Annotated in this window: 20 protein-coding genes; 6 read left to right on the top strand and 14 right to left on the bottom strand. The window is 52.9% G+C overall.

Annotated elements, in window-relative coordinates:
* Positions 1 to 540: 540 nt before the first annotated feature.
* The 3 genes from NFR55_RS06805 to NFR55_RS06795 are packed head-to-tail and all read right to left on the bottom strand — an operon-like array spanning position 541 to position 5,303.
* Positions 541 to 1,989, bottom strand: a complete 1,449-nt coding sequence (locus tag NFR55_RS06805) for an O-antigen ligase family protein (RefSeq protein ID WP_251547582.1) — start codon at positions 1,987 to 1,989, stop codon at positions 541 to 543.
* 1 nt (position 1,990) lies between these two features.
* On the bottom strand, positions 1,991 to 3,964 hold the full coding sequence (locus NFR55_RS06800; RefSeq protein ID WP_251547580.1) for a polysaccharide biosynthesis protein: 1,974 nt from the start codon (positions 3,962 to 3,964) through the stop codon (positions 1,991 to 1,993).
* A 28-nt stretch (positions 3,965 to 3,992) separates the two neighbouring features.
* On the bottom strand, positions 3,993 to 5,303 hold the full coding sequence (locus NFR55_RS06795; protein WP_251547578.1) for a hypothetical protein: 1,311 nt from the start codon (positions 5,301 to 5,303) through the stop codon (positions 3,993 to 3,995).
* Between the two features lie 437 nt (positions 5,304 to 5,740).
* Here NFR55_RS06795 and NFR55_RS06790 point away from each other — a divergent pair, with 437 nt between their 5' ends.
* The 3 genes from NFR55_RS06790 to NFR55_RS06780 all read left to right on the top strand — a co-directional run bounded on the left by NFR55_RS06790 (position 5,741) and on the right by NFR55_RS06780 (position 9,617).
* Positions 5,741 to 6,460 (top strand): COG2426 family protein, encoded by a 720-nt coding sequence (locus NFR55_RS06790; protein ID WP_251547576.1) that lies wholly within the window; start codon positions 5,741 to 5,743, stop codon positions 6,458 to 6,460.
* Positions 6,461 to 6,464: 4 nt separating this feature from the next.
* Positions 6,465 to 8,279: a glutamine--fructose-6-phosphate transaminase (isomerizing) gene (gene glmS / locus NFR55_RS06785; RefSeq protein WP_251547574.1), complete on the top strand. Its 1,815-nt coding sequence runs from the start codon at positions 6,465 to 6,467 to the stop codon at positions 8,277 to 8,279.
* Between the two features lie 129 nt (positions 8,280 to 8,408).
* The gene (locus NFR55_RS06780; protein WP_251547572.1) at positions 8,409 to 9,617 is read left to right on the top strand and encodes a cofactor-independent phosphoglycerate mutase; all 1,209 of its coding nucleotides are present in this window, start codon (positions 8,409 to 8,411) and stop codon (positions 9,615 to 9,617) included.
* Between the two features lie 50 nt (positions 9,618 to 9,667).
* Here the strand turns inward: NFR55_RS06780 and NFR55_RS06775 are convergent, their stop codons facing one another.
* From NFR55_RS06775 to hisH, 3 genes are all read right to left on the bottom strand, one after another.
* A complete protein-coding gene (locus NFR55_RS06775) occupies positions 9,668 to 12,586 on the bottom strand; it encodes an ABC transporter ATP-binding protein/permease (protein WP_251547570.1) in 2,919 nt (972 codons plus the stop codon).
* A gap of 91 nt (positions 12,587 to 12,677) precedes the next feature.
* Positions 12,678 to 13,433 (bottom strand): imidazole glycerol phosphate synthase subunit HisF, encoded by a 756-nt coding sequence (gene hisF / locus NFR55_RS06770; protein WP_251547568.1) that lies wholly within the window; start codon positions 13,431 to 13,433, stop codon positions 12,678 to 12,680.
* Positions 13,430 to 14,059, bottom strand: coding sequence for an imidazole glycerol phosphate synthase subunit HisH (gene hisH, locus NFR55_RS06765; protein WP_251547566.1), 630 nt, complete (start codon positions 14,057 to 14,059; stop codon positions 13,430 to 13,432). Before hisH ends, hisF begins: the two co-directional genes overlap by 4 nt.
* 113 nt (positions 14,060 to 14,172) lie before the next feature.
* On the opposite strand from hisH, the gene NFR55_RS06760 reads away from it, so the two are divergent.
* Complete coding sequence (locus NFR55_RS06760) at positions 14,173 to 14,994, top strand: prolipoprotein diacylglyceryl transferase family protein (RefSeq protein WP_251547564.1); 822 nt, start codon at positions 14,173 to 14,175, stop codon at positions 14,992 to 14,994.
* Positions 14,995 to 15,002: 8 nt separating this feature from the next.
* Here the strand turns inward: NFR55_RS06760 and NFR55_RS06755 are convergent, their stop codons facing one another.
* The 4 genes from NFR55_RS06755 to NFR55_RS06740 all read right to left on the bottom strand — a co-directional run bounded on the left by NFR55_RS06755 (position 15,003) and on the right by NFR55_RS06740 (position 19,149).
* Complete coding sequence (locus NFR55_RS06755) at positions 15,003 to 16,151, bottom strand: ABC transporter substrate-binding protein (RefSeq protein WP_251547562.1); 1,149 nt, start codon at positions 16,149 to 16,151, stop codon at positions 15,003 to 15,005.
* Between the two features lie 48 nt (positions 16,152 to 16,199).
* Positions 16,200 to 18,485, bottom strand: a complete 2,286-nt coding sequence (gene feoB / locus NFR55_RS06750) for a ferrous iron transport protein B (RefSeq protein WP_251547560.1) — start codon at positions 18,483 to 18,485, stop codon at positions 16,200 to 16,202.
* 18 nt (positions 18,486 to 18,503) lie between these two features.
* Positions 18,504 to 18,728 (bottom strand): FeoA family protein, encoded by a 225-nt coding sequence (locus NFR55_RS06745; protein ID WP_251547558.1) that lies wholly within the window; start codon positions 18,726 to 18,728, stop codon positions 18,504 to 18,506.
* 208 nt (positions 18,729 to 18,936) lie between these two features.
* Entirely contained in the window at positions 18,937 to 19,149 is a 213-nt protein-coding gene (locus NFR55_RS06740) for a FeoA family protein (protein WP_251547555.1), read from the bottom strand.
* 148 nt (positions 19,150 to 19,297) lie between these two features.
* Between NFR55_RS06740 and NFR55_RS06735 the strand changes: the two genes are divergently transcribed.
* Together NFR55_RS06735 and NFR55_RS06730 are read left to right on the top strand one after the other, a co-directional pair.
* Complete coding sequence (locus NFR55_RS06735; RefSeq protein ID WP_251547554.1) at positions 19,298 to 19,687, top strand: metal-dependent transcriptional regulator; 390 nt, start codon at positions 19,298 to 19,300, stop codon at positions 19,685 to 19,687.
* Positions 19,688 to 19,689: 2 nt separating this feature from the next.
* Positions 19,690 to 20,823: a hypothetical protein gene (locus NFR55_RS06730; protein ID WP_251547552.1), complete on the top strand. Its 1,134-nt coding sequence runs from the start codon at positions 19,690 to 19,692 to the stop codon at positions 20,821 to 20,823.
* Between the two features lie 16 nt (positions 20,824 to 20,839).
* Here NFR55_RS06730 and NFR55_RS06725 read toward each other — a convergent pair whose 3' ends face one another.
* From NFR55_RS06725 to NFR55_RS06710, 4 genes are all read right to left on the bottom strand, one after another.
* Positions 20,840 to 21,748: a tyrosine-type recombinase/integrase gene (locus NFR55_RS06725; RefSeq protein ID WP_251547550.1), complete on the bottom strand. Its 909-nt coding sequence runs from the start codon at positions 21,746 to 21,748 to the stop codon at positions 20,840 to 20,842.
* A 93-nt stretch (positions 21,749 to 21,841) separates the two neighbouring features.
* On the bottom strand, positions 21,842 to 22,849 hold the full coding sequence (gene ilvC, locus NFR55_RS06720) for a ketol-acid reductoisomerase (RefSeq protein WP_251547548.1): 1,008 nt from the start codon (positions 22,847 to 22,849) through the stop codon (positions 21,842 to 21,844).
* Positions 22,850 to 23,124: 275 nt separating this feature from the next.
* Positions 23,125 to 24,297, bottom strand: a complete 1,173-nt coding sequence (locus NFR55_RS06715; RefSeq protein WP_251547546.1) for an NAD(P)-dependent malic enzyme — start codon at positions 24,295 to 24,297, stop codon at positions 23,125 to 23,127.
* Positions 24,298 to 24,387: 90 nt separating this feature from the next.
* Positions 24,388 to 25,170 carry a nucleoside hydrolase gene (locus tag NFR55_RS06710; RefSeq protein ID WP_251547544.1) on the bottom strand — a complete coding sequence of 261 codons (783 nt, stop codon included), beginning with the start codon at positions 25,168 to 25,170 and terminating at the stop codon, positions 24,388 to 24,390.
* Positions 25,171 to 25,358 lie beyond the last annotated feature (188 nt).

Below are 25,358 nucleotides of genomic sequence, written 5' to 3'. Positions count from 1 at the left end.
CGAGAGAAAGCGGCAGATACTTGTACTTGTTCCATGCAAGGGATTGCCGCGTCGGGCTACGCCCTCCTCGCAATGACATTGTTGCCCGTTACGCCGTCATTGCGAGCGAGTTTACCGGCGTTGCCCGTTACGCCGTCATTGCGAGCGAGTTTACGAGCGCGGCAATCTCATGCGAGAGAAAGCGGCAGATACTTGTACTTGTTCCATGTGAGGGATTGCCGCGTCGGGCTACGCCCTCCTCGCAATGACATTGTTGCCCGTTACGCCGTCATTGCGAGCAAGTTTACGAGCGCGGCAATCTCATGCGAGAGAAAGCGGCAGATACTTGTACTTGTTCCATGCAAGGGATTGCCGCGTCGGGCTACGCCCTCCTCGCAATGACGAATCGAACGACACAGTTTCGGTTTTTCGGATTTAGCTTTATCGCTTCCCGCAGGGAAGTCGTGGAAGGTGGGGTTTCAAAAGGGGCGGAGCGCGTCGAAATCGCTCCGTCCCCTTTGCGGTTTTCGCAAGCCTTTTGACGCCAAAAGGCTTATTTTCCTACCTTTCATATAAAGGTTTAACGCCGAGCGGCGGGCAGGAGTAAAACCAATCGGCGTAATCCAAATCGTGCTCGGCAAACAAAAGAGCGGTAACGGTGAACACCTGCGAGAAAAAGCGCATAAATCCGGTATCCAAAAGCGCGGTGAGCACAATAGCCGCCGCGGTAAGTCCCAAGAAAAAGCGGGCAAGCGTAAGCTTTCTTAGCATAAGCCGCACCGTTTCCACGCGGTAAAACGCGTAAGTGAGAATACCCACGAGTCCGCCCGCGGCAAGAAACTGTATGGGCGTGTTATGAAAAAAGTAGCTGTGAGTATTTCCGCCAGTGTGGTCTATAAAGTGTTGCCCCACTCCGAATATGGGATTATCGGCAAACAAGTCGAAACCGAGTTCCCAAATTTCAAACCTGCCGCGGTCGTTAAACCCGTTTTGAAGATAAAATTCGAGCATGCCGAATATCTTCTCGTGCAATAAGACAAACGCGAGCAACGCCGCCGCGCAAACCGCGCCCGCGGTTATCCAAATCTGCCTGCGGTTTTTCGCCTTTATGCACGCGGCAATCACGCACGCCGCGCCCACGGGCGCACTGAACAAAAGAGCCGCGCGACTGAACGTAAACACAATGCAAATTTCCATACACACGGCAAAAAGCAGGTAAAACCACGGGTGCTTTTCTTCATTGCAAGCCAAATAAAACACAAGCGGTACGGTTTGCAGTATTGCCGCACCCACGTTGTTGCTTATTCCCCAGCCCGTTATTATCTCGCCTTTATCGGTAAACCCGCCGTCTATGAGCGGCTTGTTGAACAAATAAGTAAGCGCGAGGTCGGCGCATATCACCGCTCCCGCCGCGGCTACGGCAACGGCAAGATAGGTAATCGTGTTTTTATTGCGCTTTATCACCGAGCGCAGGAAGAAGAACAGTATGCACAGCGGCGCGATTTGCACAAAGGCGTGCAACAGCGAGTCCGCTTTGTAGCCGCTCGAGAAAAAGCCGCTCACCAAAAGCCCCAAACCGAGCGCAACCGTAGCCGCGCCCAATCTGCCGCCGTACCTCAGCCGCTTAAAACCGCCGCGTATGCACATATGATATATTATGGCGGCAAACAGCCCCGCCCCGTATATGCAAAACATACATATGCTCAACGGGTCATATGTTTGACCGTTCCTGTACCAGCTCATAGAAGGCACAAAGGGCGAAAACAGCACGGGCACTATTATAGGCGTCGCTTCGTCGCACAGCAAAAACGTAGCTATGCACGCAAGCGCGAGTATGCCGTAAGAAAGCGCGTCCAAACTCAGCGCGTAGCACAAAAACACGCATAACGCAATCGCGGATATGTAGTAGGGCGAATAAAGGAATTGCGCGACGGCTTTGCCGAACGCGCTCTTTCTAATCCGCGAAATAAGTCCTTCGTTTGTTTTTCCTTTAAGTAACAATTCGGGCATTTTACTTTACCGATACCGAACGCCCGCATCCGTGCGCGGCTATCTCGGCATTGTGAGTGGCAAGCATTTCCGCCGCGGCTTTGTCGCGGAACGCGCTCGGAACTATTTCGAATATCTTGCGCTCCGTGCCCCGCTCGTCTTCGGCAAACGCGGCGGCTTTAAGCTCGTCAAGCTGTCCGTTGAAAATATTAAGGTCTATCTTTTCAAGACGGGTTACGAATATGCCCTCGTGTTGCGTGCGGTCAACCGTTTCTTTGTCGTACCTAAGTTCCTCGAACAGCTTTTCGCCGGGGCGCAAGCCCGTAACCTCTATCGCTATATCCTGCTCGGGTATAAGACCGTTTATGCGTATTAAGTCGCACGCAAGGTCGTAGATGTAAATGGGTTCGCCCATATCGAGCACGAACACCTCTCCGCTCGAGGCGAGCGCGCCCGTCTGCATAACGAGCCGCACCGCCTCGGGTATGGTCATGAAATATCTCTTTATATAGCGGTCGGTAAGGGTTATCGGTCCGCCCTCTTTTATCTGCTTTAAGAAAATGGGTATAACGCTGCCGTTGGAGCCGAGCACGTTGCCGAAACGCACCGCCGCCATCTGCATGTTAAACACCTTGCCGCGCGACTGCACAACCATTTCGGCAAGCCGCTTGCTCGCGCCCATCACGTTGGCGGGATTAACCGCCTTATCGGTGGAAACGAGCACAAAGCGTTCCACGCCCGCCGCCTCGCACTCCTCTATGGTGTTGAGCGTGCCGAACACGTTGTTCTTTATTGCTTCGGTGGGAGCTATTTCCATCATGGGCACGTGCTTGTACGCCGCCGCATGAAACACAATCTGCGGCTTATACACAGCCAAAGTTTCGCGCAGTTTGTCGCGCTCGCGCACCGTTCCTATCACAAGCGAGTACCTGTCGGCGTACTTGTTCTTGAATTCTTCGTTGAGAAAGAACATGCCGTTTTCGTGCATGTCGAACACAACGAGATGACGGCACCCGTATTTGAGTGCCTGGCGGCAAAGTTCGCTGCCTATGCTTCCCGCGCCGCCCGTTACCATAACCACTTTGTCTTTAACGGCGGGGTTCATCAGCTCGTCGCGCACCTTGAATTCGTCGCGCCCGAGCAGTTCCTCTATTTTAAGGTCGCGAAGCGAAATCGCGCCGCCGCTCACGTCACTCGCGTTGGTGATATCGGGCATAACCTTAATGGGAATATCGAATTTTTTGCACTTGGAGAACATGCTCCTAAGTTCGGTTTTGGAAAGCGTCATTATGGCTATAACTATGGTTTGAGCGCGGTATCTCGCCACAACCTCGCCGAGATTGTCCATGCCGCCCTCCACTTTTATGCCGTATATCTTCTTGCCCTGTTTGTCGGGGTCGTCGTCTATAAACGCCACTGGAAAGTAGCCGTCTTGCGGATTGTTGATAAACCTGTTCACAACGAGCGAACCCACGTATCCCGCGCCTATCACAACAGTGCGCTTCATGTTCGAGTCGGGCTTGTCCTTGCCCCCCACGAGCCTGCGAACGTACGTCACATAATTCACTATGCCGTTGATAAAACGCGTCACGCCCGAAAATATGGCGGAAAACAGCAAATACATCAGAGCGAGCGGCACCCACAACTCGAAATCGAACGCCACGCCCATTATAACTTTGAATATGATTATTATGCCGAACGAGGCAAAGTAGGCAAACGCGAATTTGAAAAATTCCACCCGCCCCGCGTATTTCCAAACCGAATTGTAGCAGTCGAAAAACACAAGCATCGCCACGGTTATCATAACCATAACGAGCATTGCTATCCACTCGAAACTCGCGTATCCGCTCGGCGGGTCGAGCCTGTAAAACATTATGGCGCGAGCCGCCCAGTATGCGCCGAACGCAAAAAGAACGTCTAAAGCGGCTACTATTATAACCGATTTGAGCTTAGGCGACGAGTGCCGGTCTTTTCTTTTGTCTTTTTTCTGCCCCATTCAATCCTATCCCGATACCGACGCGCGGTTATTCTTCTTCTATATTGTAACGTATATAAGAATTGGTTCCCACAAAACTCTTGCCGGCGTTTTCTATCACCGTGCCCACAACCTTTTCGGGCGAAGCCATTTCGAGAGCCGCGCCGAGCACGTCGGGCGCGCGCATCGCGCTTTGGTCTACGGCAAACGCCGTCTTGTCGCTCACTCTCGCAAGCACGCCGAGAGAGCCGTCGCCGCGGTAAGCCGCGCAGATTATTATGCGGTCGTACTTATCGGAGAGCGCGTTCATCTTTTCGGTAAAACTCAACGCCTTGGCCCAGGACTGACCGCCCGCAAGCTCGTCTACCCCGAAAGAACTTTGCACGCAATTCTCGAGCGGCGCACCTTCGAGATACTCGTTAAACGTATCTTTGCTTCCGCTTATTCCCGTGTGCGTAAAATCTATTTTAAGAGTGTTAAGACCCGCCGCGTTGGCGTATTCGGCATACAAAGCCGCAAGCCGCCTGCTCGTGTCTTCGCTTCCCGCAAAGAGCAATTTTTTCGCGCCCGTCATATCGCAATCTATGCGCGGGCATACCTTGTTGGTTACCGCGCCGCGCGAAACCTCATACAGCTTTTCGCCGGTGAGAGCCGCTATATCTCCGTAAGAGGTTATGCGCTTGTCGGCAAGATAAACCGCAAAAATTATCAATAAGCCCGCCACAAGCCCTACCGCCGCGCCCACGAGTCCGTTTGCGATTAAGCCCGTATCCATATCTTCGGTAGCCGTAAGTTCTTTAACGGTGGTTTTGGCTATCTTGTTCTCCGTGTTAGTGCCGCGAGCGAGTATAGGCTCGTGTTTCACCGCCTTGTCATAAGCAGCGTCGATATAATTTCTTACCACCTTTTCGGAGAACGCGCTTTCGTTGGTTAAATCGTCGGTTTTCTCGAGAGTGAACTGCACGTACAAATAGTCGCCCGACGACCAAACGCCGAGAGCCTCGTAAAACTTTTCTCGTGCCTTGGACTGAGTGAGCTTTTTGTTGTTCTTAAGCTCGCGCCATTCCTTTTCGAAATCGTCGTAAATGTCTTCGCGAACCTTTACCATTACGTCGAACGCGCCGTCTTTGATAGTGCCGTAGAGTGCCGACGGATTGTCGGTCAAATCCTTTATATCGTCTACGAATACGCCGATGCCGCCTATAACTATATTGCCGCGGTAAGTTACGGTTTCCACGTCGTCCGAGAGTATGCCGTACAATATGCCGCCGCCCAAGCCCGCCACGGCGAAAATCACCGTTACAAGCCAATATCTCAGCGCATACACCAAATAATTCCTGAATGTAAACTCTTTTCTCATACTTAAAACAATTATACTATTTTGTTGCCCGCAGTGTCAATCTTTTTTATAGTATTCGCGTTTTTTGAGTGTTTTATATCTCGCCGCCCCTTTCTCATGCAGGGGATTGCCGCGCGGCTACGCCGCTCGCAATGACGTTTACGCACATTCCCGTCATTGCGAGGAGGGTAAAGCCCGACGAAGCAATCCCATGCAACAGAAAAGCACAGTTACTTTATCCGCCCCATGCAGGGGATTGCCGCGCGGCTACGCCGCTCGCAATGACGTTTACGCACATTCCCGTCATTGCGAGGAGGGCAAAGCCCGACGAAGCAATCCCATGCAATAGAAAAGCACAGTTACTTTATCCGCCCATGCAGGGGATTGCCACGCGGCTACGCCGCTCGCAATGACGGAATACCCGAAATAAATTGACAAATCCCCTCATATATTATACAATGGTAGCACTTATGATTTGCGGATTTACCGACGTAATAACACAGGCGCTTTTGAAAGTGTTCCGACTGCCCGAGCTTGTCACGATTTTTATATCCGTGCTCCCCATTGTGGAAGCCCGCGGCGCAATACCCATTGCATTCGGCTACGGAATAAAGCCGCCGTTTGCCCTTTTATACGCCTTTATAGGTTCGTCGCTCATGGCTCCCATACTGATTGCCGTGCTGTTGCCGTTCGTAAAGTGGCTTTCGCGCACCAAAATTTTCCGCAAAGTCGGGCAAGTGATATACGAAAAATTCGAGAAGAAAGCGCAGAGTATATCCACCGAAGGCACAACCGACTCCCCTGTCATTGCGAGAAGCGAAGCGCCGAAGCAATCTCATTCTAAGAGCCCGAAACCCTCCGACCTCAAAAAAATGCTCGGCGTGTTCGCGTTCGTGGCAATTCCCCTGCCGCTTACGGGCGTGTGGACGGGCAGCGCGGTTGCCGCGGTAACGGGCTTAAAATACCCCAAAGCGCTCGCGGCCGTGGTGGCGGGCAACCTCGTAGCCACCGCGATAATCACCCTTTTGTGCTGGTTCTTCTCCGATTACATAGATTGGATAATACTCGCAATAGGCATAATAGCCGTAATAGTTGTTACGGCGCTCATAATAAAAATCATTCTTCACAAATCGCCCGAACAATCGGCGGAAACGGACCAAACCGAGGAGCAAAAATAGAAACATGTGCGGCATAGTAGGATACACCGGCAAAAATCAGGCAACACCCATACTCATAGACGGGCTCGAGCGGCTCGAATACCGCGGCTACGACTCGAGCGGCATAGCGGTATCTAACGATAGCGGCATAGAAATCATCAAATCCAAAGGGCGGCTGTTCGAGCTCAAAAAACTGACGAACGGCACAAAGCCCGAGGGCGTAACGGGCATAGGTCACACGCGTTGGGCAACGCACGGCGGACCGAGCGACGAAAACTCGCACCCCCACTACAGCCGCGACAAAAAGTTTGCCGTGGTGCATAACGGCATAATAGAGAACTATCTCGAACTGCGCGAATTTCTGTCCGAGCGCGGCTTCACATTCCGCTCGGAAACCGACACGGAAATAGTATCGATGTTGCTCGAATATTATTACGGCGGCGATATGCTCGACGCGATAATAAAACTGCGCAACAAAATAAAGGGGTCTTACGCGCTCGGCATTTTGCACGATGGCGAGGGCGGCGCGTTTTACGCTCTGAGAAAGGACTCGCCGCTCGTGATAGGCTTGGGCGAGGGCGAGAATTTCATAGCCTCGGATATACCCGCCATTCTACCCTACACTCGCAAGTTCATTATTCCCGACGAAAAGGAAGTTGCGGTAATCACGCCCGAAAAAGTTACGGTATACAACCGCAACAAAGAAACAGTCGAAAAGAAAATCACCGTGTCCGACCTAAGCGCGGACGCCGCCGAAAAAGACGGCTTTGCGCACTTTATGCTCAAAGAAATTTTCGAACAGCCGGGCGCGATAAAAAAGACGGTGCACGACCGCATAACGCCCGACGGCATAAAGCTCGACGGCGTGAAACTGAACGGCAACGATATCCGCAAAATTTACATGGTTGCGTGCGGAAGCGCGTATCACGCGGGCGCGGTGGGCAAATACTTTATAGAAAAGCTCGCGCGATTGGAGGTGGAAACCGACCTCGCGAGCGAATTTCGCTACCGCAATCCACTGCTCGGGAGCGACTGTCTAACCGTAATAATAAGTCAGTCGGGCGAAACCGCCGACTCGCTCGCCGCCCTGCGCGAAGCCAAACGCCGCGGGAGCCGAGTGCTTGCGGTGGTAAACGTGGTGGATTCCTCCATTGCCCGCGAAGCCGACGACGTGCTCTACACCCGCGCAGGTCCCGAGATAGCCGTGGCAACCACAAAGGGCTACACCACGCAAGTTGCCGTACTGTATCTTTTGGGGCTTAAACTCGCGCACGACCGCGGCACGGTATCCGCCGACGAATACTCGTCACTGCTATCAGAACTCAAGCGCGTGCCCGAAAAACTCGGCGCGTTTATAGACGAAATCAATCCGCAGGCGCAGTACCTTGCGGGCAAATACTATCCCGCGCAAGACGCCTACTTTATAGGGCGCGGAGCGGACTGGTCGGCGGCTCTCGAGGGCGCGCTCAAACTCAAAGAAATATCGTATATTCACGCGGAAGCATACGCCGCGGGCGAACTCAAACACGGCACAATATCTTTGATAGAAAAAAACTCGCTCGTGCTCGGCATAGCCGCCGAACCCGCCCTGCGCGAAAAAACGCTTTCCAATATTAAAGAGGTGCGCTCGCGCGGCGCGGCGGTGATAGGCGTGACCGACTCGCCCGACTCCATAAAAGCCGAATGCGACGATATGATAACTCTGCCCCAAACCCACCCCGCGCTCACGCCGTTGTTCACCGCGGCGGCGTTGCAATTATTTGCTTACTACGTGGCGGCGGCTCGCGGCGGCGATATCGACAAGCCCCGCAACCTCGCAAAATCCGTCACCGTGGAATAGCGATACCGTTTCTCTCCCCGTCATTGCGAGGGCATTTATGCCCGTGGAATAGCGATACCGTTTCTCTCCCCGTCATTGCGAGGGCATTTATGCCCGTGGCAATCCCATACATCAGAAAGGAAAAAAATCATGAAATACGCAGTAATATTGTTCGACGGCATGGCGGACTACCCCGACCGCAACGGCGAAACGCCCATGAGTCTTGCCTGCAAACCCACCGTAGACTCGCTTGCGGCGCACGCCGAAGTAGGTCTTGTGTGCACCGTGCCCGAAGGCTTAAAGCCGGGCTCCGACGTGGCAAATCTCTCCGTAATGGGCTACGACCCGCGCGAATGTTACACGGGCAGGTCGCCGCTCGAGGCTCTCAGCATAGGCATAGATTTAGACGACGACTCGGTTACCTACCGCTGTAATCTCGTAACGCTCTCGGACGAAGAAGCCTACGAAGACAAAACCATGCTCGACTATTCGGCGGGCGAAATCAGCACCGAAGAAGCTCGCGAGCTAATAAACTATTTGAGCGAAAACCTCTCAAGCGACGAGCTCGAACTGTTTTCGGGCGTGTCGTACCGCCATTGCTTAAAGCGCAAATCGGGCGTTACGGGCGCGATACTCACTCCCCCGCACGATATTTCCGACCGCAAAATAGCCGACCACCTGCCGCACGGAATGTATGCCGCGCAACTGCTCGGCATAATGAAAAAGAGCCATGAACTGCTCAAAAATCACCCCGTAAATCTCAAGCGCATCGCAAGCGGCAAAAATCCCGCAAACTCCATATGGCTTTGGGGCGAGGGCACAAAACCCAAGCTCGCGAATTTCAAGTCGTTCACGGGCTTATTAGGCGCGGTAATATCGGCGGTAGACCTCATAAAGGGCATAGCGATAGGCGCGGGCATGCACAGCATAGACGTTGAAAACGCCACGGGCACAATTCACACCGATTTTGCGGGAAAGGCTCAAGCCGCCGTAAACGCCCTCAAAACGCACGACTACGTATACGTGCACCTCGAAGCTCCCGACGAATGCGGACACCAAGGCGACAAAGCGGGCAAAATTCTCGCGATAGAACTTATCGACAAATTCATAGTAAAACCCGTATACGAACACTTGCGCAACTGCGGCGACGATTTCAAAATTCTAATCCTTCCCGACCACGCCACGCCCTACACTCTCAAAACGCACACGGGCGAACCCGTCCCCTATCTGCTCTACGAGTCAAACCGCGAGCACAAAGGCGTGAACACGTTCACCGAAAAAACCGCCGCCCAAACGGGCAATTCAATCGAATACGGTTTCTATCTCATAGACCGTCTATTAAACCGCAAACACAAATAATACAAAAGAGCGTCGAACCCAACCGACGCTCTTTTATTATCATAATGGTTTTATAACGCGCGTATGCTCGCAACGGGCGGTTTGCGCGAATAGAGCGCAACGGGTATTACCGTTGCCACAAACGCGGTAACGAGCGTAATGCCGAGTATGCACAGCACCGAGAGCGGACCGAACAGCAACAGGTTGGTGGATATCATAGCCACGTTGTCGGTGAGCACCCAGTTTAACAGAGCGCAGACTCCGAAACTCGCCGCCGAGGCAAGCACGAAAGCCACAGCCGCGATTATGAGAGCTTCGGCAAGGAATATCTTGAACACGTCGAGCGTGCGCGAACCTATTGCCCGCAGTATTCCTATCTCCTTTTTCTTAGCCGTGATAGAAGCCGATATAAAGTTAAACATGAGCAATAGCGCAAACGCCGCAAGCACGATACCAATCCACATAAACACAGTGCTCATGCTCTCCACCATATAGTTAATCATGGTGATTTCCTGCATCAGCGCGTTTGTTATCACCGTTGTGGAGTCGTCCGCCTCGCGCTTCTCGGTAAGCTCCACGAGTTCGCGGGTGTACGCGTCCGACTTGTCGGCGTACGGCACCATTATCGCCGAAACGAACGCTCCTTCGGGCTTAACGTATTCGGTTACGATTTTATCCTGCCAAATGTTGAGCGGGCGCACGAACAAATCCTCGTAAAGCGAGTCGGAGGCATAAAAGCCCTCGAACCCGTCCGAGAACATGAATATGCCCGCAATCGTAACATCTCTTTCCGAGTAATCGCTTTGGCTTATCGCCCTTATTTCGGGCATAGACAGCGAATGTTTTTTAACGAACGCGTTCAACTCCGCAAGCGTTTGGAATATCATTTGTTTGTCCGCTTTTTGGGCGGCTTTGTATATTTTTTCGCACAGCGGCATTACGCCGTCTTCGGCATAATAATATTCGTCGAAACACTCTTCGCCTTGATGCAAATTCACGTACTCGTTAAAATAATTGTACATCGTCTCGAAATAATCGCCCGAACTTATGCCTATGCCGTTTTCGGGCAACGCCGCAAGTTTTTCGCCGTCCGTTCCGTATAACGCAATTGGCGCGGAGCTCGAATATTTCGCTATGCGGTTTAAGCTCGAATACCGACCTACGGTGTTGTTTCGCCCATCGAAATCGTAAACGAGTTCCACGCTGTTTTCGTTGTAATCGAAATATTCGTAAATATCCGAGTTTTCTCTGCCGGCGTTTTCGCCGAACTCCGCAAATTGTTCGCCGTTTAAGGCAATGCAAGCATACAGCAAGGCTCTTCGCTCGTTCATCCAATTATACGCTTGCTCGAGGTCGTCGTGTTGCCTGTTGTCTTTGGCGGCTTTTGCGAGAGCCTCGTAGTCTTTTAAGGTTGACGAGCCTTTGAACACGCCCGCTATGGTATACGTTTTTTCGTTGAAATACAGCTTTTTGCCAATCGCGCTCTCGTAAGACTCGCTAAGCTCGTAATAGCCTTCGCCGTCCATGGATTCGAAATTGCCCGCGCGCAGACTTTCGAACACAAAGTCGGATATCGCGCACTCGTTGTCGCCAAGCTCGAGCCTGCCCGCAAGCGGCTCGGCGGAGGACGGCAACCAAACCGCTCCGCTTATCTCCGAGCTGTAATATTGCGAGGCAAACGAGGAAAGTTCGAGATTTATTCTGTAGCCGTTGCACGCAACGGAAGCAACCGAGTCGGGATATTTCTCGCGCAGTTTTTTCACCTCGTCGAGAGTGTACTCGGTGGTCTTAACTCCCTCGGAAGAATATTGCACCTCTCCGTTTTCCACTATATCGTTGCGGAAATGATACCCCTTAGAAAGCGCGATGTAATCGTAATCGGAGTCGCGCAACGAACTAATGGAAACCTCGGTGTTATCGTAAAGTATCATTGTGGAAAACACGCCGAACAGCATAAACGCCATAACCGAAAGCAGTATGGTAAACGCCAAACGCACGGGCTTGCTTTTGAGACTGCTCGCGCCCATTTTGACCGCGTGGCGAACGGGAAGCCGCGAACGTATCATCTTCTTTTCGTTCGCCGAATACTCGCGCACCTCGGGCTGACATTGGGTTTCGCCGAACTCGCCGCCGCGAAGGTCGCGCGTAATGTTGTCCACCTTTTCGCGCGACGAGGTGATTACCGCGCCGCCCTTGTTTTTGCTTAAAAATTCTTTTATGCTCGCAAATTCTTCGTCCGTGAGCGTTGCGCCCGACTGCACGCAAACGGTGTCCGTGCCCACGAAACGCACGTTTTTCCCGTCCGCCTGCTCGTCGGCACAGCGGGTCATATCCGAAATTATCTTGCCGTCTTTAAGCTCTATTATGCGGTCGCCGTACTGCTCGGCAAACTCGCGGTCGTGCGACACTACGAGCACGAGCTTGTTTTCCGACAGCTTTTTGAGCGTGTCGAAAACCTGCCTGCCCGTGTTCGAGTCGAGCGCGCCCGTCGGCTCGTCCGCCATTATTATCTCGGGATTTTTCACGAGCGCGCGGGCTATGGCAACGCGCTGTTTTTGACCGCCAGAGAGCGTGTTGGGCTTGCGGCGGGCATACTCTTTCATCTCCACGTCGTCGAGTATCTTCTCGATTACCTCGGGGTCGCGCTTGCGGTGCTGAAGCTCGAGCGCGAGAGCCACGTTTTCCTCTACCGTGAATTCTTCGAGTATGTTGTATTCCTGAAAAACAAAGCCCACAAAGGTGTTGCGGTAGCTGTCAAAGTCGAAATCGCCCTTATCCGCGCTCGATTTCCCTTTTATGAGAATTTCGCCGCCGTCCATGGTGTCGAGTCCGCCGCACACGTTCAACAACGTGCTCTTGCCGCTTCCCGACTTACCGAGAATAAAAACCATTCCTTTCTCGGCAAACGTAACCGAAACGTCGTCGAGAGCTTTGGTTTCCGTTCCGCGCTTTGTTTTATACGTCTTTCGTAAGTGCCTTGCTTCGAGCATTTCATCCTCCCTTTATTTATAAGATTACAAATAAAGTATACTCGAATACTACCCCCCCCCGTCAAGCGTTTGAAATCGATTTATGTTATTTTTATATTCTTACGCAAACGCCGTTGTCGCGCAGGTATTTTTTCAACTCTCCTATATCTATCTTATGATAATGAAACACCGAGGCGGCGAGCGCGGCGTCGGCTTGCGCAAAAGTGAACGCTTGGGCAAAGTGGCTCATGTTTCCCGCGCCGCCCGAGACGATAACGGGGATTTTCGCGCTCGCACTCACCGCGCGGGTAAGCTCGCATTCGTAGCCTTTGTTGGTGCCGTCGCGGTCTATGCTCGTGAGCAGTATTTCGCCTGCGCCCCGCATTTCCGCCTCTTTCGCCCATTCGAGCGCGTCAAGCTCTTCTTCCCGCCTGCCGCCCTGCGAGTATACGCGATACCTTTCGCCCTGCTTTTTGGCGTCTATCGCAACCACAACGCACTGCCTGCCGAACTTGTCCGCAAGCCTGTTTATAAGCGAGGGGTCGCGTATCGCCGCCGTGTTTACCGATACTTTGTCCGCGCCCGCGCGAAGTATCGCCGTCGCGTCCGATTCGGTGCGTATGCCGCCGCCCACGCTAAGCGGTATGCTGAGCCGCTCGGCAACCGCCGACACGGTGTGCGCAACCGTTTCCGCGCCGCGCACCGAAGCCGTTATATCCAAAAAAACTATTTCGTCCGCGCCCGCCTTTTGATACGCCTCGGCAACGCAGGCGGGATTGCCCGCGTCCGTAAGGTTAACAAAATTCACGCCTTTTACCACTCTGCCGTCTTTCACGTCCAAGCACGGAATTATTCTCTTTGCCGTCATGCGTTTTCCTCCTCGCATATTCGCATGAAATTGCGCAGTATCTTTGCGCCCGACTCGCCGCTCTTTTCGGGGTGAAACTGCGTTGCGAACACGTTGCCGCGCTCCGCCGCCGCGTCGAATATTTCGCCGTACTGTGCCGCCGCCGCTCTGCACCCCTCGGAGTGCACGCCGAACGAGTGCACGAAATACATGAATTCGCCGCTATTCACTCCTTGCAAAAGTCTGCCGCCGCAGTCGAATATATCCGTCCAACCCATGTGCGGAGTTTTGAGTCCCTCGGCTTTCAATAAAGTCACTTTGCCGGGCAGTATGTTAAGCCCTTCTTCGCCCGGACTCTCCTCGCTCTCCGAAAACAGAATTTGCATGCCGAGGCATATCCCGAGCAAAGGCACGCCGCGCTTCGCCGCGCCTTTTATAGCTATATCGAACCCCGAATCGCGGAGCGAACGCATTGCGTATCCGAACGCGCCCACGCCGGGCAGTATTATTCCGCCGCAATCGCACAGTTCGCTCGGACTTTCGGCCACAAACGCGTCCGCGCCCGCACGCCTGAGCGCGCACATAACCGAGTGAAGATTGCCCGCACCGTAATCTATTACCGCCGTTTTTCCTTTCGCGTTGTTCAAGCGTCTGCCTCCCGCCCGTAATTTTCTATATATTATATAGGTTTTAGCCTCGGCTTGTCAAATTTTTAAGCTCTCACATTGACATTTTGCTTCCGCGGTGTTATTATATAGTTATGTATCCTTATCTTTTCGGAGTGGAAGCCCTCCCCATGTACGGCATTTTGCTCGCGCTCGGACTGCTCGGCGCGGTTTTGCTGTTTAAGTTCATATGCGCAAAAAAGCATGTGGACGACGACTCGTATACTTTCTATTCCCTTTTGGGCATAGTGAGCATTGCGCTCGGCATAGGCGGCGCGGCTCTCTTTCAGGCGTTTTACGACTTTATAGAAACGGGAATTTTCGAGTTCTCGGGCTTAACCTTTATGGGCGGACTCATTACGGGCGTGGTAAGTTTTATTTCGGGCACGCTCATATTCGCAAAGCCCGCGGTGAAACGAAACTTTTTCAAATGCGGCTCTTTCGTTGCGCCGTGCATCGTGCTCGGTCATATGTTCGGGCGGCTCGGCTGTTTTTGCGCCGGCTGTTGCTACGGCAAACCCACTCTCGGCGCGTTCGGCGTGCAGTTCCCCAACCTCGTGCACCGCTCGCAGTATATTGCCACGGGCGGCAGAGCTTATCCCACGCAGTTGTTCGAAGCGGCGTTTTTGGCTTTGCTTCTCGTTGCTATGCTCGTGATTTTGCTTAAGTTCGATATATACAAACCCCTCCTTCCCGTATACGGCATATCTTACGCAATATTCCGCTTTTTGATAGAGTTTATAAGAAACGACGAACGCGGCAAACTTGTACCCGGTCTTACGCCCTCGCAGTTTCAAGTGCTCGTGCTCTGCATAATTTCCGTAACGCTTTTAATACTCGTATATGTGTTTAACATAATACCCTTCGCCAAAGCGAAAGACAAAAAAAGAGAGGAGCAAGCTCCTCCCGAAGAATAAACAATACATTATTCTCTCTTTCCCTTCCAAATACAAGACGACGCGGCTTTGGCGGCTTCGTCAAGGCAATCCGCGGCGGGCACGCCTTTGCCCGCCTTTTCTATTGCGGCGGGTATATAGGTAAGCGTGAGAGCCTCGTAGCCGCAAAGGTCGGGCGCGGGCGACGCTTTGGAAAGACTGGTTATCGCGGCTTCGTCGTCGGAGTCCACCGCCTTTATTTCCTTTTGCGCCGAGTTGCATTTATACAGCGCGGAAATTTTATCCGACTCGGTTTGCAAGAATTCGAGTATCTTGAAAGCTCGGGTTTGGTTCTTGCAACTCTCGCTCATTGCGAGCGCAACGGTCTGCAACCTGTCCACTCCCAAAAGCGGCGAAAGCTCTATTTCCGCGTCGGGATATTTCGCGGCGTACGCCCTGCGCTCGAGCATAGTCATCACCGAATACGCCGCCTTGTCCTCGCCCATGGCTTCCGCGCTCTCGTCAACCGATTTGAAAATTTCCGTTAAGTCGGAAAGCGCGGCTTCGCCCTCGGGCGAAACGAATTCCAAGCGAGTCATGCGCGAGTTGAGCATTTTTCCGCCGTGCTCGTTCAGGGCCGCCTCGAACAAAAGCGACTGCTTTTGCGGCGATATCTTTTCAAACGAAGACACCCCCTTTTCTTCGAGCGATTTTGCCGAATCTTTCAGTTGCGCTACGGTTTGGGGCGCAACCGATACGAGCGAGCGGTTGGTTGCGAGCATGTACACGTCGGTAAACAGCGGAGCCGCCCAGCTCTTGCCCTGATACACGCAAGCGCGGCGGGCGGAGTCGAGAAGCTCGTCCGCCTTAATCTTGCTTAGCCGCAACCTGTCGCCTATCTCGGCGAGTTTCTTTTCCTCGGCAAGGTCGGGAAGCGAGTCCGCAAACACCATGAACACGTCGGGGGCTTCGTCGCGCTCCATTGCGTTTTGCAACCGCGAATCGAGCTCGTTTGCGGGCACAAACGAAAGATACGCGTCGGCGTCGAAGGTGCGGAGCATCATTTTAAGCTCGCTTTCCGCCGCCGCGGACGAGGGCTTAATGCACCACACCCGCGGCGCGGGCGTATCCTTTTCAGAGCACCCCGCCGCAGGCAAGAGGCACAGCAAACACATGAGTAAGCAAATAAACTTTTTCATGCCTCTATTTTGCGTAGCTCGCGCCCGTTTTATCCAAACTTACCGCTATTACTTGCCGCAACCCGAGCAACCGCCGCAACAACCGCCGCAGCCCGTCTTTTTGCTCTTATTGCGGCGCGCGCCCGCTCTCTTAAAGCGCAGTATACCTTTGTTAGCGAGAACAATAAGCGTAATAGCAACGCCTACCGCCGCCGCCCATATAAACGCGCTCCACCACCAATTGCCCATTGTGTATACCGCCGCGCCGACCGTGTAGCTCGTAACTATCCAAAACAGCAAAGTGAATTTGAACTTGCCTTTGGGCAGTTCGCCTTTGGTTGCGGCGCATGCGGCAAAGCACGGGATTGTGGTCATGTTAAAGGCTATAAACGCAATTATGCCCGCGCCGGTTATGCCCGTTGCCGAAATCATAGCCGCGGCGTCGGTCACGCCCTCTACGCCCGCAAGAGTATCGGGCACGAATATCCCGCCCACGTTCGCGCCGAGCGCGGCGATACAGCCCGCGAGAGTGCCGAAAGTGGCAATCACGTTTTCTTTGGCTATTAGCCCCGTTATGGCGGCAACGGCAAACACCCAACCGAATTCGCCGAGTTGCGAGCCGAACCCGAGCGGCGTGAACAACGGCTGAATAAAGCTGCCTATTTGCGCAAGTATGGAATTGTTCATGGCTTCGTCCTCGAGATATTTCCAACTAAAGCTCAGGTGCGAGGCAAGCCATATAATCACTGTGGAGGCGAAAATTACGGTAAACGCCTTTTTCACGAAATGTTTGGTTTTATCCCACAGGTGAAGCATTAGGTTTTTGAACTTGGGCAACCTGTACGCGGGAAGCTCCATGATAAACGGCGGCGTTTCGCCTTTGAGCGTGGTGCCGCGCATAACGAGCACGCTTACTATCGCAACCGCTATGCCCAAAAGATACATAGAATACGTAATGAGGTCGGCGTTTCCGAACCCTATTTTAGCGCACAACGCACCGCCGCAGGCGAGCAGTATGGGCAGTTTAGCCCCGCACGAGAAAAACGGTATCACCCGCAAAGTTGCCGTTCGCTCCCGCTCGTCGGCGAGCGTGCGAGTGTTTATCGCGGCGGGCACCGAGCACCCGAACCCCATAATCATGGGCATAAACGCTCTGCCCGAAAGCCCGAATTTTCTAAACAGCCTGTCGAGCACAAAGGCTATACGCGCCATGTATCCCGTATCTTCGAGCAAAGAAAAGAACATGAACAGCACGAGTATCTGCGGCAAAAATCCGAGCACCGCGAATATGCCGCCGAGTACGCCGTCGCCCACGAAACCGGTTGCCCACGCCGCCGCGCCGCCGTTCTCCATAAGGGTTACAACGCCCGACGAAATATGATTTAAGAACAAATTCAAAAAGTTAGTGAGTATCACGCCCGGCGAAAACACCGCGCCGTCGTAAAATATCGCCAGTATTTCAACGCCGAAATTGTTGTATATTATTTCGCCGTTTTCTTCCGCCGCAAGCCCGAGTTCAACGAGCGACGGCATCCAGGCTTGCCCCTCGGTAAACCCGTTCAGATAGAAAAGGTTTTCGGAAAAAGTGAGGTGAAATATAAGGAACAGCGCGAGCGCGAACAGCGGTATCGCCCATACCCTGTGAGTAAGCACTTTGTCTATCTTGTCCGACTTTGTGAGCTTTTCTCTCTTTGCTTTGGTCTTAAGAGGAGCAAGACGACTCGAAATAAAATCGTACCTATCGGCGGCAAGTTTCGCCTCCGTATCGGCGTTTTCGTCGCAAGCCGCGATTTCGTTATGAGCCGAGCCGTCCTCCGTGCCGCGCTTTTGCGTAAGTTCGCCCGCGAGCAGGCAAACGCCCTTTCTCTCGGCTTTAACCGCGGCGGCGCGTTCCATAAGTTCTTTTATGCCCCTGCCTTTCGTCGCCGACACCGCAACCACGGGCACGCCGAGCTCTCTTTCGAGCGCGGCAACGTCCACCTTATCGCCCGACTTTTCCACCTCGTCCATCATGTTGAGCGCAACGACCACGGGCACGTCCGTTTCCAAAAGCTGCAAAGTAAGGTACAAATTGCGCTCGAGGTTGGTTGCGTCCACTATGTTTATTATGCAGTCCGCGCCGCCGCCGAGTATGTAATCGCGAGCGATTTTTTCCTCGGGAGTATACGGACTAAGCGAGTATATCCCCGGCAAATCCATTATGCCGAGCGGCTCTTTGCCTTTCTTATACGTGCCCTCCCGCTTATCCACGGTAACGCCCGGCCAGTTGCCCACGTGCGCCGTAGAGCCGGTAAGGGCGTTAAACAGCGTGGTTTTGCCGCAATTGGGATTTCCGCACAGTGCAAACGTTTTCATATCGCAATCTCCTCCTTCTTATTCCGTTGCCACGCAAGCCGCTTCGCTCTTTCGCAAAGTAAGCTCGTATCCGCGCAAAGTTACCTCTATGGGGTCGCCGAGCGGCGCGACTTTTTTTACGCTTATTTCCGCCCCGGGAGTAACTCCCATATCGAACAGCCTGCGCCTTATCCGCCCCTCGCCGTTCACCGCAACAACCCTGCCGCTTTCGCCCGGCTTTAACGCGCTTAAAAATTTTTGCATATATTTTTCTCCTTTTTTATATTGCGTATTTTTCTCTCGGCTGAGATTGGGCTGTCGGGCTACGCCCTCCTCGCAATGACCTCAAACTCGCACGTCATTGCGAGCGAGTTTACGAGCGTGGCAATCCCCTGCATGGAACACGTTGCCCTCGCACGTCATTGCGAGCGAGTTTACGAGCGTGGCAATCCCCTGCATGGAACACGTACTGTCACCCAACCAGTATACTTGCCGCGAGCGTTTTGTCGAGGCAAAGCCTGCCATCTTTCACCGTGACTATCACGTTGCCGCCGCTCGAACTCACGAGCGTTATGTTTCCGCCCTCGGTTATCCCGAGTTCGCTCAAGTGTTTTTTTACCCTCTCGGCAGCTCCCACTTTGCGTACCTTCATTATCTCGCCGCGCGGCGCAAACGCTATAGGCATAATTTTAATCTCCGTTAACATTTTTAATTACAGTTAACATTATACATCGGGTTTTCGATTTTGTCAACAAAAAGTTAACCGCAATTAATAAATTTTTTGTACGATTATTTTGTAGCCAAGTTCGGAAAAACGTGATATAATTTTGTATATGGAAAGTAAATCGTCTCAACTCACCGTTTCCGCGGAAGACTATCTCGAAGCCGCGCTTGTGCTCACTCTGCGCGGCGAGCGCATAAAAGTTACGAGCATTGCCGAAATGCTCGGCGTATCAAAGCCCGCGGTGACCAACGCGCTCGAAAGTTTGGCGGACAAACAACTGCTGATAAAGCGGCACTACGGCGATATATTTCTTACCGAGGCGGGAAAAGCCGAGGCGGAACGCGTATACGAAAAACACAAACTGTTGCGCGGCTTTTTGCAATCCCTCGGAGTAAGTCCGCAAAACGCCGAAATCGACTGTTGCAAAATAGAGCACGACCTTTGCGACGAAACTCTAAACTGCATTAAAAACTATATGAATAGCCGAAAGGAGATTTAATTATGGAAGATGAAGTAACAAACGTACCCACCCCCGCGGAAGAACTCAAAAAGCGGCAACGCGCGTTTATTCCCATAAACATTATCACTTGCGTGCTCGCGCTCGTAGCGGGACTCACTCTGCTGTTTACCCCCTTTCTCTCGTTTGACATGGGCGAGTTTATGCTTGCCGCGCAACGCGAAGAAGGCGACTACGACGACGATTACGCCTCCATGAACGAAGAAGACGTTGCTATGTATCTCGTGGCAAATTCGGGCGATTTGAAACTGTCGTTTACCCCCTTCGATTTCGCAACTTTCGCGTCCGACGAAAATCCCGTAAATACTTTGGTTAAAACCTCGTTTGTGGATAACGGACTTTTCGAAGACGCGTTCACGGTAGGCGTGGGCGCGGGCATGGTTGTAGTATTAGGTCTCGGCGACGGCACCGATATAGCCAAAGAAGAACTCGCAAACCTCGATTTGGAAGAACTTTCGAGCTTTATAAAAACTGCGGAAACGGACGAAGAAGCCGCGCGAAAAGAATTCAAGCAGTCTGCGATTAAATTAGCCCAAACTTTCGATTTGCAGCTTGCCGACGATTTTGACGCCCAAGCCGACAAAGCGTTCGACGAAATAGTTCAAGAAGGCAAAGCCACGCCCGACTCGCAGTTTTCGATGGAATACTTTGTTTGCTCCACTATAAGCAAAGGCACGAGCGAGACCGAAAAACCGATAACGGCAAACAGTTACGAAGAACTCGCCGAATATTTCGCAAACGAATATATGCCTTTGGAAGAAAGCGACGTTGCTACGTTTAAGCTGATTTGTTGGATTGTGTTCGGCATTGTGATAGTACCCGCGATTATGTGGCTGTTGCTCGCCCTGCTCTCGGGATTACACATACTGCTTAAAAACAAAACTTTCCTTACTTGGTACGTAAAACTGACGGGCTTCTTCCCCTGCCTGCTGTTCGGCGTAATACCCCTTTTCGCATCCTTGTTCGCCGACTCCGTGCAAGGCATAACGGCAGTATGCGGCGCACTCTCCACTATGACTTGGATTAGCGGCGCGTGCTTTATCGCGCTTGCGATACTCTCGGTGGCGTTTATTTATCCGCGCAGAAACAAGATACGCGCACTGCGCCGCAGCGTTTAATTTATTCGCGTTTAATTTATTCCGCAAACAACTTGCCGAGTCGGTTCATCATGGCGGCTTTGTGCGGAAGCAAAGAATGAGCGTAGCGGTTGAGCGTTACGCTCGGATTTTTGTGCCCGAGTATTTCGGAAAGAGTGCGCACGTCCATGCCGCACTCGAGTGCGCGAGTGGCGAAAGTGTGCCGTAGCGCGTGCACTCCGCGATGCTCTATCCCCAGTTTGCGGAGCATGCACTGAAACGAACGCTGAAAGGAACGCACCGTAACCGCGCCGCCGCTTTCGGTGGTGAATACGCACGCGCCGCACGCCGACTTTTTCATTTTTCTCAAATAGGGCAAAAGTTTGACGGGTAGGGGTATCACCCTGCGCGAAGTTTTGGTTTTGGGCGTGCTCACTATTTTGGAATACCCGCCCCGCCACGAGTCGCGGCAGGTCTTGTTCACGGATAAGTAGCCGTCGCACAGGTCTATATCGCGCCACTCGAGAGCCAAAAGCTCCCCTATTCTCAATCCCGTGTAAAGGCACAGCACAAATCCGAAATACTTTTTCTTGCTCGAAGAAAGCACGTATTTTTCTATCCTCTTTTGTTCGGAAACGGTAAGGCAGAATATTTCGCGCTCGGTAACTCGCGGGCAGATTATGCAATCGGAATACTGCCGCTCCAAAACGCCCGTTTTTTGCGCACGCTTGAGCGAAGCTCTCACCACGGTTACCGCGCCGAGCACGGTGTTTGGCGAATATCTTTCGCTTATTCGCCGCACGAACGACTGCAATACGTCGGCGGTGAGTTCGCTTAGCTCGCACTCCCCCAGCTCGGGCACAATTCTCAGACGCACCGCGTCGGCGTACGCTTCCGCAGTGCGCGGCTTTACCGCCGCGAGCGCACCGCTCTCCAGCCAATCATACAGCCACTGTTTGTACTTCATTTGTTTATATCTCCTTATTTAGAATATCGGCGCAACGAAAAAGACTGCGAACGGATTTGCGTTCACAGTCTTTTATTATAAACTAAAGGTTTGTTATTTGTTGTATTTGTCGTCGTCGCTCCACGAATACATTTTGCGCAGTTCCTCGCCCACCTTCTCGAGCGGGTGCTCGGCTTCCAGTCTGCGGGTTGCGTTAAAGTGCGCCCTGCCGTTGTTGTTCTCGGCTATCCAAGCGGATGCAAACGTGCCGTCTTGAATTTCGGAAAGCACCTTTTTCATTTCCTTTTTGGTCTCTTCGGTAATAATGCGCTTGCCTATTTGGTAATCGCCGTATTCCGCGGTGTCGGAAACGGAGTAGCGCATGAACTTAAAGCCGCCGCGGTAGATTAGGTCTACTATGAGCTTCATTTCGTGTATGCACTCGAAATAGGCGTTTTGAGGGTCGTAACCCGCTTCAACCAAAGTTTCGAAGCCAGCCTTCATAAGCGCGGTAACGCCGCCGCAAAGCACCGCCTGCTCGCCGAAAAGGTCGGTTTCGGTTTCGCACTTAAAGGTGGTTTCGAGCACGCCCGCGCGTGCGCCGCCTATTCCCGCCGCATACGCAAGCGCGATATCGAGAGCCTTGCCGGTCGCGTTTTGCTCAATAGCCACAAGGCAGGGCACTCCCTTGCCCTCGAGATATTCGCTGCGAACGGTGTGACCCGGCCCTTTGGGCGCAATCATAAACACGTCTATGTTTTCGGGCGGAACTATCTGCTTGTAATGAATGTTGAAGCCGTGCGCAAACGCGAGAGCTTTGCCCGCCGTAAGATTGGGTTCTATGTCCTCGCGGTAAAGTTTCGCCTGCCGTTCGTCGGGCGTGAGTATCATGATTACGTCCGCCTTTTTCGCCGCGTCCGCCGCCGTAAGCACGGTAAGCCCCGCCTTCTCGGCTTTCTCCCAACTCTTAGACCCCTTGTAAAGCCCCACAACCACGTTTACGCCGCTCTCCTTGAGATTGAGCGCGTGGGCGTGTCCTTGCGAACCGTAGCCGATTATAGCAACCGTTTTTTTAGCGAGTAATTCGAGTTTGCAGTCTTTGCCGTAATAAATCTTTGCCATATATGTTAAACCTCCGAAAATGTAATTGCGAGCGTATATTTTGACTATTATACGCCCGCAATGCAAATTTGTCAATTTATTTGAATACATTTTACATATTTGTCTAATGTATGAGATTGCCGCGGGCGCATGCGCCCTCGCAATGACGTTATATTGCAAGTTCTCCTTCCGTCATTGCGAGCGAAGCGAAGCAATCCCGGCCATGAGAAACAATACTGCCGTTACACGTAACGCATGAGATTGCCGCGGGCGCGTGCGCCCTCGCAATGACTATTTTACTTTCTCACCGCGCCGGACTCGATTGCCGCTTTAGCCACCGCCGCGGCAACGGCGTCGTGCGCCCGCTTGTCGTACGCAAGCGGCAAAATGTAGTCGGGCTTAAGTTCGGCGTCCGACACGCAGGAAGCAATGCCCTGCGCCGCCGCAATCATCATTTGCGCGTTTACGGTGTTTGCCCTAACGTCGAGCGCACCGCGGAAAAGCCCGGGGAATACGAGCACGTTGTTGATTTGGTTGGGGTACTCGCTCGAACCCGTTCCCACCACCGCCGCGCCCGCCGCGAGAGCGTCGCGCGGGTTTATTTCGGGCACGGGATTTGCGCAAGTGAAAAGTATCGCTTTGTCCGCCATGGATTTTACCATTTCGGGCGTTACGCAGTTGGCAACCGAAACTCCTATGAACACGTCCGCGCCGCGCATGGCGTCGGCGAGTTTGCCCGTAAGTTTGCGGCGATTGGTTACTTTGGCTATCTCCTGCTGAGCGGGATTTACCGAGGTATCGCCCTCGCATATAATGCCTTTGCTCGCGCACATGGTAATATCTTTCACGCCCATGTTCAAGAGGAATTTGGCTATCGCAATTCCCGCCGCGCCCGCGCCGTTTATTACCGCTTTGATATCGCCGAGCTTTTTGTTCACAAGCTTAAGCGCGTTTATGAGAGCCGCCGCGGTTACTATAGCCGTGCCGTGCTGGTCGTCGTGAAATACGGGAATATCGAGTTCGGCTTTGAGCCGCGTTTCAATCTCGAAACAGCGCGGCGCGGAAATGTCCTCGAGGTTAATTCCGCCCCACGACCCCGCCATGAGTTTTATCGTGCGAATTATCTCTTCGGCGTCTTTGCTCTTAATACAGAGCGGATATGCGTCCACCCCGCCGAACGCCTTGAAAAGCGCGCATTTGCCTTCCATAACGGGCATGCCCGCCTCCGGTCCTATATCTCCCAAACCGAGCACCGCAGTGCCGTCGGTTATTACGGGCACGGTGTTCCACCTGCGAGTGAGCTCGAAACTCTTGTTTACGTCTTTGCTTATTGCAAGGCAGGGCTCCGCCACGCCCGGCGTGTACGCCACCGAAAGTTCGTCCCTGCTGCCCACCGGCACGCGCGAAACTATTTCAATCTTGCCCTTCCATTCTCCGTGCTTGATAAGCGACTGTTCTCTGTAATTCATTTTTTCTCCGCTACGTAAAATTATTTTGCGCGGCACAAGTCCGCCCGTGTAAAATTATACAACTTTCCCGCCCGCTAAGTAAAGCGATTTTCACTCTCCGAGCAAATACAGTTCGCGTATTTCGCAAACTCCTCGGTAGTCCGCCGTGCGCACGCCGAAACGCTCCCTGTGCAAAAGCGCGAGCGCGGCAATGTAGTCGTAAATATAACAGCGGTCGTTGTGCCGAGCCGCCGCCAGCTCTATAGAGCGGTTTATGAGTTTGTCAAGCAGTTTTTCGCCCGTGCGCCGCGCCGAAATATAATTGAACTCGGGCACGCGACAGGTATCCAAAGTTGCGCATATGTGCGGGCGGGCAAGCGACTTTACGAAAGCCTCGAGGTCGAGAGCTTCGTTGAATTCGTAGCCGTTGTAGTTGGGTTCTTCGGCTCTGCACCCGCCCATTATTACAATATCGCCCGCGGGCTGTTTCTCAGCCGTTGCAAGCACGCGTTCAACCATGGTGCACGGTCCGAGCGACAAAACCTCGTATTCGCAGTCGAGCATATCGGCGAGTTTTTCATACGGCACAACCGAAACGGGCGACTCGCAGTCGGCGAACAAATCGCCCATGCCGTCGTTTCCGTGCACCGACGGAAGCCTGCAAAAAGGTTGGGCGCACGCCGTTGTGTCGGCAATGCAAACGCCATCGAGCGATATCCCGTCGGCTTTTGCCGCCGCAAGAAGTTTTTTCGCGTTGGTAAGAGCGCGAGCCGCCTCCACGTTTCCGCCCACGGGCACAATATATACGCCCTCGTAACGCTCGCGGTTTTCGAGCACGTACACGGTTGCGCACGCGTCGTCAAGCCCGTAATCGGCAAATACAACAAGTTTCATTTTTCACTCCTTTCTACCGTATGGGATTGCTTCGTCGCTTACGCTCCTCGCAATGACGGGTTATGCGTTTTCCTGTCATTGCGAGCGAGCCGTGCGAGCGCGGCAATCCCTTACTTAAATCAGACGGGTTGCGCGTTTTCCTGTCATTGCGAGCGAGCTTTGCGAGCGCGGCAATCTCTTACTTTGAA

Source organism: Pumilibacter intestinalis (genome assembly GCF_943193005.1).
GTDB classification, from domain to species: domain Bacteria; phylum Bacillota; class Clostridia; order Christensenellales; family Pumilibacteraceae; genus Pumilibacter; species Pumilibacter intestinalis.
The sequence above is the reverse complement of the archived record's forward strand: the minus strand, read 5'-3'. Positions and strand labels throughout refer to the sequence as shown.

Bases quoted from the DNA above. Each gene is read 5' to 3' on its own strand.
- NFR55_RS06735 (WP_251547554.1), top strand. From the start codon at position 19,298: ATGGAAAGTAAATCGTCTCAACTCACCGTTTCCGCGGAAGACTATCTC.
- NFR55_RS06730 (WP_251547552.1), top strand. From the start codon at position 19,690: ATGGAAGATGAAGTAACAAACGTACCCACCCCCGCGGAAGAACTCAAA.
- hisF (WP_251547568.1), bottom strand. From the start codon at position 13,433: ATGACGGCAAAGAGAATAATTCCGTGCTTGGACGTGAAAGACGGCAGA.
- ilvC (WP_251547548.1), bottom strand. From the start codon at position 22,849: ATGGCAAAGATTTATTACGGCAAAGACTGCAAACTCGAATTACTCGCT.
- NFR55_RS06745 (WP_251547558.1), bottom strand. From the start codon at position 18,728: ATGCAAAAATTTTTAAGCGCGTTAAAGCCGGGCGAAAGCGGCAGGGTT.
- NFR55_RS06740 (WP_251547555.1), bottom strand. From the start codon at position 19,149: ATGCCTATAGCGTTTGCGCCGCGCGGCGAGATAATGAAGGTACGCAAA.
- glmS (WP_251547574.1), top strand. From the start codon at position 6,465: ATGTGCGGCATAGTAGGATACACCGGCAAAAATCAGGCAACACCCATA.
- NFR55_RS06755 (WP_251547562.1), bottom strand. From the start codon at position 16,151: ATGAAAAAGTTTATTTGCTTACTCATGTGTTTGCTGTGCCTCTTGCCT.
- NFR55_RS06795 (WP_251547578.1), bottom strand. From the start codon at position 5,303: ATGAGAAAAGAGTTTACATTCAGGAATTATTTGGTGTATGCGCTGAGA.
- NFR55_RS06725 (WP_251547550.1), bottom strand. From the start codon at position 21,748: ATGAAGTACAAACAGTGGCTGTATGATTGGCTGGAGAGCGGTGCGCTC.
- NFR55_RS06805 (WP_251547582.1), bottom strand. From the start codon at position 1,989: ATGCCCGAATTGTTACTTAAAGGAAAAACAAACGAAGGACTTATTTCG.
- NFR55_RS06715 (WP_251547546.1), bottom strand. From the start codon at position 24,297: ATGAATTACAGAGAACAGTCGCTTATCAAGCACGGAGAATGGAAGGGC.
- NFR55_RS06775 (WP_251547570.1), bottom strand. From the start codon at position 12,586: ATGCTCGAAGCAAGGCACTTACGAAAGACGTATAAAACAAAGCGCGGA.
- NFR55_RS06710 (WP_251547544.1), bottom strand. From the start codon at position 25,170: ATGAAACTTGTTGTATTTGCCGATTACGGGCTTGACGACGCGTGCGCA.
- NFR55_RS06780 (WP_251547572.1), top strand. From the start codon at position 8,409: ATGAAATACGCAGTAATATTGTTCGACGGCATGGCGGACTACCCCGAC.
- NFR55_RS06800 (WP_251547580.1), bottom strand. From the start codon at position 3,964: ATGGGGCAGAAAAAAGACAAAAGAAAAGACCGGCACTCGTCGCCTAAG.
- NFR55_RS06790 (WP_251547576.1), top strand. From the start codon at position 5,741: ATGGTAGCACTTATGATTTGCGGATTTACCGACGTAATAACACAGGCG.
- NFR55_RS06760 (WP_251547564.1), top strand. From the start codon at position 14,173: ATGTATCCTTATCTTTTCGGAGTGGAAGCCCTCCCCATGTACGGCATT.
- feoB (WP_251547560.1), bottom strand. From the start codon at position 18,485: ATGAAAACGTTTGCACTGTGCGGAAATCCCAATTGCGGCAAAACCACG.